General features: G+C 33.4%; 13 protein-coding genes. 9 read left to right on the top strand and 4 right to left on the bottom strand.

The window, feature by feature from the left end:
* The first annotated feature begins 32 nt into the window (after positions 1-32).
* The 4 genes from mvk to fni are packed head-to-tail and all read left to right on the top strand — an operon-like array spanning position 33 to position 4,097.
* Positions 33-992, top strand: a complete 960-nt coding sequence (mvk, locus tag EKM79_RS08865; protein ID WP_125568000.1) for a mevalonate kinase — start codon at positions 33-35, stop codon at positions 990-992.
* Positions 982-1,950: a diphosphomevalonate decarboxylase gene (mvaD, locus tag EKM79_RS08870; protein WP_125568002.1), complete on the top strand. Its 969-nt coding sequence runs from the start codon at positions 982-984 to the stop codon at positions 1,948-1,950. Before mvk ends, mvaD begins: the two co-directional genes overlap by 11 nt.
* Positions 1,951-1,975: 25 nt before the next feature.
* Entirely contained in the window at positions 1,976-3,055 is a 1,080-nt protein-coding gene (locus EKM79_RS08875) for a phosphomevalonate kinase (RefSeq protein ID WP_425454027.1), read from the top strand.
* The gene (gene fni / locus EKM79_RS08880) at positions 3,048-4,097 is read left to right on the top strand and encodes a type 2 isopentenyl-diphosphate Delta-isomerase (protein ID WP_125568004.1); all 1,050 of its coding nucleotides are present in this window, start codon (positions 3,048-3,050) and stop codon (positions 4,095-4,097) included. The genes EKM79_RS08875 and fni overlap by 8 nt, the downstream gene beginning before the upstream one ends.
* Here the strand turns inward: fni and EKM79_RS08885 are convergent.
* The 3 genes from EKM79_RS08885 to EKM79_RS08895 form a co-directional block, all read right to left on the bottom strand.
* Positions 4,086-5,438, bottom strand: a complete 1,353-nt coding sequence (locus EKM79_RS08885) for an RsmB/NOP family class I SAM-dependent RNA methyltransferase (protein ID WP_125568006.1) — start codon at positions 5,436-5,438, stop codon at positions 4,086-4,088. The two genes, fni and EKM79_RS08885, sit on opposite strands and share 12 nt — an antisense overlap.
* 7 nt (positions 5,439-5,445) lie before the next feature.
* Entirely contained in the window at positions 5,446-6,414 is a 969-nt protein-coding gene (locus tag EKM79_RS08890) for a hypothetical protein (RefSeq protein WP_125568008.1), read from the bottom strand.
* 103 nt (positions 6,415-6,517) lie between these two features.
* Positions 6,518-7,279, bottom strand: coding sequence for a hypothetical protein (locus EKM79_RS08895; RefSeq protein WP_125568010.1), 762 nt, complete (start codon positions 7,277-7,279; stop codon positions 6,518-6,520).
* A gap of 209 nt (positions 7,280-7,488) precedes the next feature.
* Between EKM79_RS08895 and lepB the strand changes: the two genes are divergently transcribed.
* The 3 genes from lepB to EKM79_RS08910 all read left to right on the top strand — a co-directional run bounded on the left by lepB (position 7,489) and on the right by EKM79_RS08910 (position 9,578).
* Positions 7,489-8,151: a signal peptidase I gene (gene lepB, locus EKM79_RS08900; protein WP_125568011.1), complete on the top strand. Its 663-nt coding sequence runs from the start codon at positions 7,489-7,491 to the stop codon at positions 8,149-8,151.
* Positions 8,152-8,212: 61 nt separating this feature from the next.
* Positions 8,213-8,398, top strand: coding sequence for an LBP_cg2779 family protein (locus tag EKM79_RS08905; protein ID WP_025024457.1), 186 nt, complete (start codon positions 8,213-8,215; stop codon positions 8,396-8,398).
* A 295-nt stretch (positions 8,399-8,693) separates the two neighbouring features.
* On the top strand, positions 8,694-9,578 hold the full coding sequence (locus EKM79_RS08910; RefSeq protein WP_125568013.1) for a helix-turn-helix domain-containing protein: 885 nt from the start codon (positions 8,694-8,696) through the stop codon (positions 9,576-9,578).
* On the opposite strand, the gene EKM79_RS08915 is transcribed toward EKM79_RS08910, so the two are convergent.
* Positions 9,568-10,188, bottom strand: coding sequence for a TetR/AcrR family transcriptional regulator C-terminal domain-containing protein (locus EKM79_RS08915; RefSeq protein WP_125568015.1), 621 nt, complete (start codon positions 10,186-10,188; stop codon positions 9,568-9,570). The two genes, EKM79_RS08910 and EKM79_RS08915, sit on opposite strands and share 11 nt — an antisense overlap.
* A gap of 116 nt (positions 10,189-10,304) precedes the next feature.
* Here EKM79_RS08915 and EKM79_RS08920 point away from each other — a divergent pair, with 116 nt between their 5' ends.
* Positions 10,305-11,006 carry an ABC transporter ATP-binding protein gene (locus tag EKM79_RS08920; protein ID WP_125568017.1) on the top strand — a complete coding sequence of 234 codons (702 nt, stop codon included), beginning with the start codon at positions 10,305-10,307 and terminating at the stop codon, positions 11,004-11,006.
* An 8-nt stretch (positions 11,007-11,014) separates the two neighbouring features.
* The gene (locus EKM79_RS08925) at positions 11,015-13,354 is read left to right on the top strand and encodes an ABC transporter permease (protein ID WP_125568019.1); all 2,340 of its coding nucleotides are present in this window, start codon (positions 11,015-11,017) and stop codon (positions 13,352-13,354) included.
* Positions 13,355-13,581 lie beyond the last annotated feature (227 nt).

The following is a 13,581-nucleotide window of genomic DNA, read 5'->3' on the forward strand; positions in this document are numbered from 1 at the left end:
AAATATAAATTTAGAGAAACTGAGGTGGGCTTATGCTTAAAGGAATCGGAAAAAGTCATGGAAAGACGATCATTATGGGTGAACATGCCGTAGTTTACGGATATCCCGCAATTGCCATCCCATTAGTAAGTATTCCAGTCATTGTTCGCATCAATGAAATCGATAATAAAAAAGAAAGCACGTTATCGTCTAAATACTACGTTGGCAAAATTAATGATCTTCCCGAGTCACTATCGGGTGTTAAATTTTTGATCAACCTTTTAGATGAAAAATTAAATAAAAATAGTGTTAAATACTCAATCAGTATTGAGAGCAGTCTCCCAATAGAACGCGGACTAGGATCCTCTGCCGCAATCGGAACTGCTATCACCAGAGCATTCTTTAACTTTTTTGATGATACTCTTACACACGATATACTAGTGGATTATGTAAATAAGTCAGAAACCGTTACTCACGGTAAGGCTTCTGGATTAGATGCTTTAACAGTAATTTCTAATGCTCCTGTACAGTTCAGCCGAAAAGATCCGGTAAACTACTTTACTTTCAAAACAGATGGATTCCTAGTTATCGCCGATTCAGGTGTCAAAGGTAAAACAAAGGAAACAGTCTCTGACGTCAAGAAAATGTACGATAACGATCCTCAAACTATTGGTGAAATACTAAAACAATTAGGACAATGTACTAAAAAAACCAGTCTAACTCTAAATAACAATCGGCTCAAAGACTTAGGTCAAACATTTAACGAAGCAAATAGTTTGTTATCAGAATTAAATCTTTCCATTCCTAAAACTGATAAGTTAATCAAATCAGCCAATAATGCCGGCGCTCTAGGAAGTAAAATAACTGGAGGTGGACGAGGCGGATGTATTATAAGTCTGGCCAGAAATCTAACCAGTGCTGAGATGATTCAAAAAGCTCTTATTAAATCAGGAGCTGAACAAACATGGCTTCAACCACTTTCTATTTACGCGGAGGAATCAGATGGCGACTAAAACTGCTCGAGCTTATACAAATATTGCCTTAATTAAATATTGGGGAAAAAAAGATAAACAATTAAAAATACCATATACCAATAGTCTTTCTTTAACACTAGATAAATTCTATACCGATACAAAATCTGAAATAATAGACAGCGACAAAGATCAAATATATTTAAATGACGAGCTTTTAGATGATGCTAAAAGTAAAAGAATCACTAATTATTTAGACTTTGTTAGAAATTATTTCGGATTCGACCAACATTTTTTAGTTAAATCTGTAAATCACGTGCCTACTTCTGCTGGTTTTGCTTCATCAGCATCTGGGTTTGCTGCGTTAGCTGCATCAATAAATCAAACTATGAAGTTAAATCTTGATAATAGATCATTATCAATTCTTGCTAGAAATGGCTCAGGCTCAGCCTCACGCTCTATCTATGGTGGATTCGTAGAATGGATAGCTGGAACAAGTAATGACACTTCTTACGCAGTTCCTATTGATGAACACCCTAACATTGATTTATCATTATTATCTGTTGTCATCAGTCAAGATACTAAGAAGATTTCCAGCACTTCTGGAATGGAAAATAGCGTAAAAACTTCCCCTTTTTATGATAATTGGGTTACACTAGTATCTTCAGAGATAAACGAAATTAAGCAAGCAATTGCTCAAAAAGATGTCCAAAAAATTGGTGAGTTATCAGAACACAATGCCATGAGTATGCATGCATTGACACTTTCAGCTAATCCTTCATTTACATACTTTGCTCCTGAGACAATCCGCGTCATACAACTTGTCAAATCATTGCGCAGTCAAGGTGTCCTTGCCTACGTAACCATTGATGCTGGGCCAAATGTGAAAATTATTTGTACTAAAGAATCAGCTGAAATTGTTCAAAAATATATCGATGATAACTTACCTGCTGTCACCACAGTTGTCGCAAACATTGGTAATGGTATACAATACATCTGATATTTATATTGAAAGGTATGATATTTTGTCTACGGGAAAAGCACCTGGAAAATTGTATTTAGCAGGAGAATATGCTGTTGTTGAAACTGGCTTCCCTGCTGTAATTGCATCAGTAAATCAATATGTGACTGCTCACATAACTAAATCAAAGAATGGTGGAACCATTCAATCAAAGAACCTCAATAAAGAACTTATTCACTGGGACCGGCAAGGAACACAGCTTGTTTTTGACGATACTGAGAGTCAACTTCAATACATCTTGGCGGCCATTAATTTTGTCGAAAAATACGCTCTTGAAAAAAATGTTAAATTAGACTATTACGATTTATTGGTAACTAGTGAGTTAGATTCAAAAGATGGCAAAAAGTATGGCCTAGGCTCATCAGCAGCTGTCACAGTTGCTGTTGTGAAAACTCTAGGTGATTTTTATCATCTAAACCTATCTGCTATGGATGTCTACAAACTGTCAGCGATTGCCCACTTATCAGTTCAAGGAAATGGTAGTTTAGGTGATATAGCTGCTAGTGCATTTGGAGGTATCGTTGCCTACAAATCACCTGATCGTAACTGGGTCTTCAATATGATCAAAAATCACAGCTTAACTAAATTATTAGAATTTGATTGGCCTGATTTAAAAATTGAAACTTTATATTTACCTGAGGATTTGGAATTAACAGTTGGCTGGACAGGTAGTCCTGCTTCAACTTCAATTCTCGTTGATCGTATTGCCCTAACAAAAGCTCAAAAAGTCGAAAAATATCAAAACTTCTTGAGATCCAGTCGTCAAAATGTTGAAAACCTTATTGATGGTTTCCGTAATAACAATTCTGAAATGATAAAAGATATGATAAGTAAATATCGTACACTACTTACAGACTTGGCTGAATTCAGTGATGTTCACATTGAGACAGAGATGCTATCACAACTCTGTGATATCGCCGAAAAACTCGGTGGTGCCGCTAAAACTTCCGGTGCTGGTGGTGGAGATTGTGGAATTGTTATTAGTGACCATCATTTGAAATTAGAAAAATTAAAGCAAGAATGGGAAAATGCTGGAATAACTCCCCTAACCTTAAAAATTGGAGAAATAATCGCTAATGCCTAAGCAGGATGAACAAATTCAACGCAAAGTTGAACATTTATTTTTAGCTGAAAAGTTTTTTACTGATGAATCATATGCGGATTTTGATAGTATAAGATTACTTCATGACGCATTACCAGAATTGAATTACCGTGATATTGATTTAAGCACTAATATTTTTGGTCAAAAGTTCAGTTATCCATTTTATTTCAATGCAATTACAGGCGGATCTAAACAATCCGCCCGTTTTAATATGGGATTAGCTAAATTAGCAGAAAGATTAAATATTCCGGTGTCCAGTGGCTCAATGGGAGTTTACTTACGTATACCTGAAACTGGAGACACTTTCACTCCTTTACGTGAATACAATCCAAACGGATTCGTCATAGCCAATGTTTCTGCCAAAGCTAATGCAGAACAAGCTCAGCAAGCAATCGACTTATTAAATGCTGATGCGCTGCAAATACATCTTAATGCAATTCAAGAATTGGCTATGCCTGAGGGAGATAAATCATTCTTTTGGCTAGACAATATCAAAGAAATTTTCGAAAAAGTTAATATTCCTGTGATTGTCAAAGAAGTCGGATTTGGTATTTCTAAGGAAACCATGCAAAGAATGATCAATGTTGGCGTTAAGTACATCGATATTTCGGGTTTTGGCGGTACTGACTTTGCACAAATAGAATCAGAACGAAATCATGAAATTGACTTAACCTATCTTGATCAATTTTCAATGTCGACCGTTGAATCATTAATTGAAGCACAACCTCTTATGAGTGATGTTTCCATCTTTGCCTCTGGTGGTATTCGGACCCCAATGGATGTAGTTAAAGCTATTAAAATGGGAGCCACATCCGTTGGTATGTCTGGCTTAGTATTGCATCACTTGCAAAAATACTCACTTGAAGAAGCAACTTTATTCTTTGAAAGTTTTGCTAAACAAATTCAAATCATCATGGCATTACTTGGAGCAAAGAATATTAACGAAATAAAAAAAGCCCCCATCATCTTTGATGAGAACTTAGTTAATTATGCTAACCAAAGGGAAATTAAATTACCTTCTTAGTCCTTTAGGATAGACATTTTTTATTTGATTATTGCTGTATCTACCCCAACTGAACAGCTTACCTTGATAGCTTAAACCAATCCATTTGTTATCAAAACTAGGCTTTTCAGTTAGTATAATTGATTCACCATGCATATATGTTTGAAATTGATTATCATCTAATTCATAAATAGATTTCAAATCCGTAGGTTCGATTGCCAATATCCATGCGATATCAGGCTCGAACCTATTTTTTTTGAATTCACCCAATTTCAAACCATTACGTAATACGTGCAGTGACTTAAAACGATTGTCTAAACTAGCAGCTTGGTATAAAAAGTCACTGACTTTAAACCAGTTCTTGCCATCTAAGTTCACTAAATTAGCCTTAGAAAACTTATTAACCAAACTAACTTCTTCTTTGCCAATCCCCGTCGAAATATCTTTCTCACGAGATTTTGTGTCAGAACCAGACTTAACCATCTTACATATGAAATGTCCTTCACCTTCAAAGACATCTGGAAACATTCTCAAAGCTTTAGTAAGTTCTTGATTACGATTACCCCACTCTGGCTTTCCATCTTCCATACCAGAGTATTTTTTAATTTCAGCCATGCTCATTTCTTCATGTTCATTCAAAAAATAATCGATATTCTCTTCATTTTCCTCAGGTGAAAAAGTACAAGTTGAATATACCAGAGTCCCACCTGGCTTAAGCAATTTGTAAGCTGAATCCAAAATGTGTCTTTGACGATTAGCACATTGTTCTACATAATCCAGCGACAAATACTTAACAGATTCCGGATCTTTACGAAACATCCCTTCACCAGAACAAGGCGCATCGACTAATATGCGATCAAAATAGCCTTCAAACTTCTTCTCAAAATCCTTAGGTGAATTATTGGTTACTACTGCGTTAGTAATACCCATTCTTTCGATGTTAGAGGATAAAACCCGTGCTCGCTTATTATTTATCTCATTCGTAACCAAAAGACCGTGTGAGTTCATTTTTGTGGCAATATAAGTTGATTTACTACCTGGGGCTGCACATAAATCCAAAACCTTATCATTTTCTTGTGGATCCAAAACCTCGGCTACATACATGGCACTTGGTTCTTGACTATATAAATATCCAGCCTGATGATCAATAGAATTACCATCAATGTCACCATAATAACCAACACTGCTATATGGAATTGGTTCACTCAAATCTACATTTACATTTTTAAAATTTGGTTTTAATGGATTAATACGAAAAGAATTTCGACTATTAGTTTCAATTGCCGCAAATAAATCTTCAGCTCGATCACCCATTAACTTACGATACTTATCTTTAAAATCTTCACTTAAATCAACGTTCATAAATCTGTTAATCCACCTTTTTAACAAAGAATATTTGATATAGACCTATCAGCACGGCAATCAATATGGAACTAATCATGAACATATTGAATGTCTGATGACTTATTATTACGATTCTCCAACTAACAAATGCATACCCAACAGCATACGGAACTAATGTGTAAACTAAGTATCTTAGCAACAATCCATTACGATAATTATTTTTTAAATCACCAGTTAAATTGGATCTAGTTAAATCAAAGCGTAACGGTACCAAAATATAAAACTCCATGGCGACGGCTAATACAAACAACAAAATAATTCCGACCATATATAATTCACCATTATTAGTTTGAACATTGCCAAAATCGTCACTTTGTGGACTATATTTATGCGCACTGGTTACATGTAACGTCTTTTTGATCGACGCATAGCTTTCTTTAGAATTAATTGCCCTTCCATCCAATACAGTAATGACATTCGATAATTTTGTTTTTACTTGTGGTTGGTTAGGAGACAATGATACCAAAGTTTGACTGTTTAAAATATCAGCTCCATTAAATCCAATGTTACCAATTACCGAAACGTACCGTTTCCCGACCTTGATATATGCTTGACTTTGAGGTTTATAGCTTTCTATATCAGAGTTCTTACCCTGTACCGCAAATGGTATCTGTGATGAAAAATCACTTTGAGAAAAATATCTTCCCGAAGTTACTGGAATTTTATTAGTTTTTTTATGACTATATATATAACCAAAATCACTATTATCCTTATCAAAAAAGATAATTTGATAGCTAGCGAGTTTCTTTTGATCCAATTTCTTAATTGCAGTAATAAGAGACTTATCAGACTTTGTCCTTAAAACAACCGCATTGTCACTCATACCAAGTCGATTCATCGTATTATTATACTTAATTGAATCACTCTTGGAGATCGAAACACCAGCAAGAAGAACAACAATCAAGATAATGACACTTGAAATAATTTTTTTCATTAATATTCACCCATTATCTACACGTTTTATATCTGATATCTTATTCTACACTACTAACTAAAAAAACACTCAGTCATTTCGTTAACTGGATGCCTTCAACAATTTACTTTATCAAATAAACCTTATCACCGACTAAATCATAATGAGAATAAATTAAATTCAACTTATCAATTGCTTTACAGTCGACAATTTCAGCGTTATCCCAAAATTCTTTACTATTAGTAGCACCATATCTTTCGCCAATGCATATCAGTATCAGACCATAAGTACGGATTTTTTTTAGAACCTCATTGTCTATATCATCCCTATCAGGACTCCATGCCAAAATAACATAATTGACATCTTCATGATACTTGTCGATGGCAGCCAAGGCAGCCAAGCCCTCAGTTTCTACTAGTGGTTTATGACCTGTCTTACTTTGCTTAGACCAACTTTTATCGTCAGTACAAATAGAAGTTTTGCCTAAACTTTGTAGCTCATTAGAAATATAACCATTTCCCGCCATAATTTCTAAGTATTTAGCATCGCCAAATTCATCTGCCCACACCTTCATAAAATCTTTGGTAATCGTAGCCCAATATCCAAACCTGGTTTGAAGATACGTTCTAAACTCTCCTAAATCGTGATCAAAGTCATTTAAATTGGCCGACATGGTTTGAAACGCTGCTTCATCTAAATTAATGTTATGTTCCATAAAGTAGCTTATTTCCTTTTCACTAAGTTGAAATTGAGGAAAATGATATTTAGGTACCTCACCTTGATCTAATGCCTGACATGCATGTTCCATAAAATTTATTCTCGCATTGAACACTTCACCATGCGGTAATGATTTAGTATCATCACGCAAATTTTCAATATATGTCATATAATCTCCTTATTTAATACATTCATTAATGTGTTACATTTGTCGTTGGTAGTAGAAATGGTACCGTAAATTCCTAAAAATATAACTTTTTTAATTATACAATAATCAAGTTATACATTTTTATAAAAATTGGTCTGAAAACCACACATTTATTTCCAATAATTCGGAAAAAGTGTAATATTCTAGATAGTACATGTATGAGGTGAATTATGAATAGAAATAATACAAGACGAAGGCCGGAAAAAGAAGAAAGCGGCTGGAAGTTTTGGCTGCAAACTATTGCTCTAACGGTCGCGATTTATGCAGTGTTCTTCCTACTGATGCAATTTGTATTTTCAAACGATAGAGTTTCAGGACCTTCAATGCAACCTACGTTTGAAAACGGTGAAAAATTAATTGCCGTTCGACATACTAATTTGCAACGTGGGGATGTCGTTGTACTAAAAGCACCTGATGAACCTGGTTCTTTTTATATTAAAAGAATCATCGGTCTGCCTGGCGATACTGTTACTTCAAAGAATAACAAGATGTACGTTAATGGTAAGAAGCTCAACGAGAGTTTCTTAGATGCCGGCTCCAAGAAAAAGGAACCTGATACAAGCATTTATGCTGGCAAAGCATACAGTTACACGTATAACTTCACTTTGAGCCAATTAGCCAAAACTGCTCCTGAATGGCAGCAAAGATACAGCACTTCAACTTTGAAGAAGATTGAACGAACAAACAAAGTACCTGCTGGTTCCTACTTCGTTATGGGAGATCATAGAACCGTTTCAAAGGATAGTCGTATTATTGGCTTTATCAATAAAAAAGCAATCGTTGGTGAAGTTAAATGGCGTTACTGGCCAATTACTAGATGGTCAACATTTTAAAAATATACTCAATAAATTAAGTCTTAAATGATATGATGGACTTATCGGAGGTTATTTATTTATGGACAAACCAAGTATAGCTGAATCAATTATTCAATTTGAACGTAGTAAGGATATGAATGACACTCAATTTGCTTTTGAAAGTCATTTGTCAGTTGAGCGAATTCATAATCTAAAATCTGGTGATTACGAAGCCACGGCAGATGAGAAGAAAATCATCTTAGAATATATTAAGTTACATCAATAGAATTTCATTTTAGTAGGTCTTCGGACCTACTATTTTTTACTTTTTTTTACGAAACCTGTAGCTAATGTAGTTACAAAATCATTTTAAATATTTCAGCCATCTCTATTGAAATTTACTAATATCAAATCTTTTAGTAAATACGTTTATTGTGTCGTTATGAAAAAGCTTACTTTTTAATTTAATCTTGTAACGCTAAAAGCTGGATATTTATTATATATAATATTACTATAAGTAATATATTGATGTAATTTAACTGCATTTTATTATTAATAGTAATATTAGTTAGGAGAAAATTATGCTTTTAGGAAAAATTATTCAAGAACAACGTAAAAAGTTAAACATGAGTCAATTAGAATTAGCAGATGGAATTTGTACTCAGGCAATTATTAGTAAAATAGAAAACAAAAATATCCCACCTTCAACTAACGTTCTCATTTCCATTTGTCAAAAGTTACATCTAACATTAGATAATGTTTTCTCGGAGTTTTCTTCTTTGCCTTCAAGTAATCTCTATATCGATAAATTTCAAACAATGGATCAAGCCGTTCAGGATTCGAACTACACTCTTGTTGAATCCATTGCTAACGATATAAAAGAGAGTGCTCTCCCCTCCTCAGGAAAGGCACATCTACATTTTTTGCTTTCCAAAACTGCAGAATCAAAAAAAGACAGCGACGAGGCCGTCTTTCAATTAAATTATTCATTAGAATTATTACAGAATAGAAATACCTTTTGGGGAACGGTTATTTATTCTGAATTAGGATCAATTTATTCCGATAAAAGCCAAAATACCAAAACAGATTATTATTACGACTTGGCTTACTCAAATATTGAAAGCATAGTAGTCAATTCCAATACTGAATTCTATTACTATCGAGCAATGATTACTAGGATTGCTACATGGTACACACAAAACAAAAATTTTGACCGTAGTAATTCTCTAATTGAAATTGGATTACATAAATTCGACAAATATTTTACTGGAAAATTTACTGATACTCTATATTTCACAGCTGCACAAAACGCACTAAAAAGTCTTCCGATCGACTATAATCGACTCAGTCATGCGCTAACTACTTCTATTGCTTTTGCGGAATATAATAATAATCAGGAATTACTAGACAAAATCAAACAATTAATGAGTATTAATAATATTAATGAATTAAAAATCAAACCTTGATTGTCTTACCAAACTGATTATCAACACCCAGAAGGTCATACGGACTTAAATAGCGTGTTTTCATAATAATATCGACTATTGTATCCTTATCTTCAGGATTATCCTTAAACAGCCAGAATTTCATAGTATTTAATATTCCCGATACCACGATTTCGTATGCATAATCATTAGGAATCTGATCAACCATTTTGGAATTTCCTTTAGCTAAATATAGTCCATGATTGACCACCTGGTATAGCACGTCCTTAACGCGACTCTCAAATGTCGTCCCAGTACTTCCCATCAATACTTTGATCAAGTCGAACTCAGATTCAATGTAATCAACAATAGTATTGATAACTGGGTAAGATTCTATTCCTTTACTTATGTCTTGATACTTCATAGTCGAATCCAAATTACTATTTAATTCTTCACTCAATTCATTCAGAACCATATCTTCAAAATGTTTTTCTAGAGCATACTTATCTTCATAATGTGAGTAAAATGTGCTTCGATTGATTTTTGCATTATTAGTAATATCACTAACAGTTAAATGATCAAACCCTTTAACCTTCATCAAATCGATGAAGGCTTTTTTTATTTTCTCGTCGGTTTTAGTTAATCTTTGCAAAAGAACATCTCCTTTTATAAATCCAACACATTGTATAAATATGGTGGTTGAAAGTTGTATAAATTCAATCTAGTATTTACTAAAACAACACATCGACTATTTAGGGAGATTATAACATGTCATACATCGAAGTTAAACATAGTTCTAAGATTTATACTACAAATGGAAATAGGTTCTACGCAAATAATGATATAAGTTTTAATATCAATAAAGGTGAACTAACCGTAATCGTGGGAGCGTCAGGAGCCGGCAAATCAACATTACTAAACATTTTAGGTGGAATGGATTCCAATTCTAAAGGTCAAGTAATTGTAAATAAAAATGATATTTCAAATTATTCAGACAAAAAGATGACTGCATATCGAAGAACTCAGGTTGGCTTTGTTTTTCAATTTTATAATCTGATTCCAAGTTTAACCTCACTAGAAAACGTGGAATTGGCTTCACAAATTGCTCCTAATGCACTTAATCCTTTACAAATCATGCAAAGCGTTGGATTAAGAGACCGGTGTAATAACTTTCCTGCAGAGCTTTCTGGAGGTGAACAACAGCGTGTATCAATAGCAAGGGCGATCGCCAAAAATCCTGATTTATTATTATGCGATGAACCTACAGGAGCATTAGATTATAAGACCGGCAAAAACATTTTAAAACTACTACAAGACTTTTGTCATAGTACTCAAAAGAATGTAATTATAGTCACCCATAACGGAATGATTAAACCAATGGCGGATCACATTATAGAAATTGGCGACGGAAAAGTTAAATTGGATCAATTCAATCCTAATCCGACTCCAGTGGAATATATTGAATGGTAGGAAATAAAATGAAAATTTTAAATAAAAATATCTTAAGAGAATTCAAATTTTCAATTGCTAGATTTATATCCATCACTACCCTACTCGCACTGGGCGTATTTATTTTGATAGGATTAAAAGTAACGGGTACAGATATGCGATCTGCTGGTAGATTACCTAATAAATCCAACGAAATTGCATTGAACAATAAAGATAGTCAAAATTACCATATTGGTGACCATATAACTCTAAAAGACAAAGATAATAAAAAAATATCCAAACTTAAAAATTCCAAATACAAAATAGTCGGATTCATAACGTCAGCAGATTATCTATTAAAACAAAATTTGGCTACAACATCGGTCGGAACTGGTCAAATTGATACATACGCTGTTGTCTCTAAAAGCGCATTTAAGTCCCTATCACCTACAACTGCATTGATAAAATACAATAACTTAAAAGGATCCAGTTATACAGATAGCTATGAACGTCAAGTTGAAAAGAATGTATCTAATTCGGAGCCAACAATCAGAAAAATAGTAAATGAACGAAAACAAGAGATAATTGATCAAGCTTATACAAGTATTGATAATAAAAAAGAAATCATTCAAAAAAAATACGGCAACAATGCCGATGTAATCATCAATAAAGAAAAGGAGAAGGTAAAATTTGAAACCGACAATTTGAATTATCAAATTCAATCACGAAACGATTATAATCAAGGCTACAATCAATATGGTGAAGATGCTAAACGTATAGATATACTATCTAATACCTTTCCTATTATTTTCTTTGCTGTAGCAATATTAGTGGTATTAATAACCATGTCACGTATGGGTGAAGAAAAAAGAATTGAACTCGGAACATTAGTGGCACTTGGTTACAAAAAAAGTGATGCCATGAAAGTCTTTATTCTGTATGGTTTACTTTCCAGTATTATTGGGACTTCAATCGGAGCATGGTTTGGTACTACATTATTGCCTAAGAAAATATTCAACGCTTATGCAGCAAACTTTGTCATTCCAAATTTCCAGACAAAAGTATCATGGATCTGGATAGGTATCTCTTTTCTAATCACTACAACTTGTACCGTACTTCCTGCCCTATATGTAGCTGGTAAATCTTTACGAGAAAAGCCTGCAAAGTTAATGTTACCAAAGCCACCAAAAAAAGGCTCGAAAATTTTGTTAGAACGAATCCGATTTGTCTGGAAGAAACTCTCATTCAATCACAAAGTAACAATGCGTAATTTATTTAGATATAAATTTAAATCATTCATGACAATTATTGGTATTTTGGGATGTACTGCCCTACTGATTACCGGCTTTGGAATAAAAGATTCATTAAATGGAATTGTAAAAACTCAATACAATGATATTATTCATTATGATTTAATAGGAATGTATAATACTTCATATACAACAAAGAATATCAACAATTACAAAAATAAAATATCTGATATACATGGAATTAAAAATAAGACAACAATTTATTACGAGAATATCACTTCCAAAGCATCAGACATGAATAACAATCAACAAATCTCATTGGTTGTTCCTAAATCTGAAAAAGAATTTGATAAATATGTAACACTAAAAAGTCCAAGAGATTCTGAAAAAATCTCCTTGTCAAATAATGGTGTCGTTATAACTGAAAAGTTAGCTCAAATAATGCATGTAACCACTGGTGACCAAATGACGATCAAAACGTCAAATGGTAAAAAATATAAAGTAAAGGTTTCTCATATTACTCAAATGTTTGCCGGACATGATATTTACATGAGCTCTAACTACTACAGAAAGGTTTTTAATAAATTTACAAATTACAATGCCATAATGATGAAATTAAGTAATCGTTCATCATCAAATATTGATAACATTTCACGTCAACTTACTAAACAGCATTCATCACTAACTGTTGTGCAATCCGATGACGCAAAAGAAACAATAAATAATATCTTAGGTGGTCTGAATAATCTGGTTCTTATCATTATAATTGCCGCTTCTTTACTCGCTTTTGTAGTTTTATTTACACTCACAAATATCAATGTATCTGAGCGTATTCGTGAATTATCGACTATCAAAGTTTTGGGATTCTATCCTATGGAAGTCGTAATGTATATTTACCGTGAAACACTAATGTTAACTATGATCGGTATTATATTAGGATTTGTCGGCGGCAGCTGGCTTCACAATTACATCATGCAGACACTTCCTCCTGAGACGGCAATGGCAGACATGACATTATTTCTGTCAAACTTTGCCATTTCTGGATTAATGACTATACTCTTTTCAATAATAGTGATGGCATTTATGGCATATAAGATCAAAAAGGTAGATATGCTTGGTGCATTAAAATCTGTCGATTAAACAAAAAATGGAACTCGTAAATTTGCGAGTTCCATTTTTTGTTATCAGCTCCAAACTGCGAACGTTAAATTTTATCATGAGTTAAAGAAAAGTTATTAAGATTTGTTTAAGGTGTTGCGTTTCAACTTGACATGTGGCTTTCATTATCAACTCCAATGTATCAAAATAGAGTGCAACAAAAACTAATTGATTCAAAAAGAAAATGTTTTATTTTGTGAGTGTAATAA

Source organism: Companilactobacillus insicii (genome assembly GCF_003946015.1).
Taxonomy (GTDB): domain Bacteria; phylum Bacillota; class Bacilli; order Lactobacillales; family Lactobacillaceae; genus Companilactobacillus; species Companilactobacillus insicii.

Coding starts and splice junctions, on each gene's coding strand:
- mvk (WP_125568000.1), top strand. CDS start 33: ATGCTTAAAGGAATCGGAAAAAGTCATGGAAAGACGATCATTATGGGT.
- mvaD (WP_125568002.1), top strand. CDS start 982: ATGGCGACTAAAACTGCTCGAGCTTATACAAATATTGCCTTAATTAAA.
- fni (WP_125568004.1), top strand. CDS start 3,048: ATGCCTAAGCAGGATGAACAAATTCAACGCAAAGTTGAACATTTATTT.
- EKM79_RS08885 (WP_125568006.1), bottom strand. CDS start 5,438: ATGAACGTTGATTTAAGTGAAGATTTTAAAGATAAGTATCGTAAGTTA.
- EKM79_RS08890 (WP_125568008.1), bottom strand. CDS start 6,414: ATGAAAAAAATTATTTCAAGTGTCATTATCTTGATTGTTGTTCTTCTT.
- EKM79_RS08895 (WP_125568010.1), bottom strand. CDS start 7,279: ATGACATATATTGAAAATTTGCGTGATGATACTAAATCATTACCGCAT.
- lepB (WP_125568011.1), top strand. CDS start 7,489: ATGAATAGAAATAATACAAGACGAAGGCCGGAAAAAGAAGAAAGCGGC.
- EKM79_RS08905 (WP_025024457.1), top strand. CDS start 8,213: ATGGACAAACCAAGTATAGCTGAATCAATTATTCAATTTGAACGTAGT.
- EKM79_RS08910 (WP_125568013.1), top strand. CDS start 8,694: ATGCTTTTAGGAAAAATTATTCAAGAACAACGTAAAAAGTTAAACATG.
- EKM79_RS08920 (WP_125568017.1), top strand. CDS start 10,305: ATGTCATACATCGAAGTTAAACATAGTTCTAAGATTTATACTACAAAT.
- EKM79_RS08925 (WP_125568019.1), top strand. CDS start 11,015: ATGAAAATTTTAAATAAAAATATCTTAAGAGAATTCAAATTTTCAATT.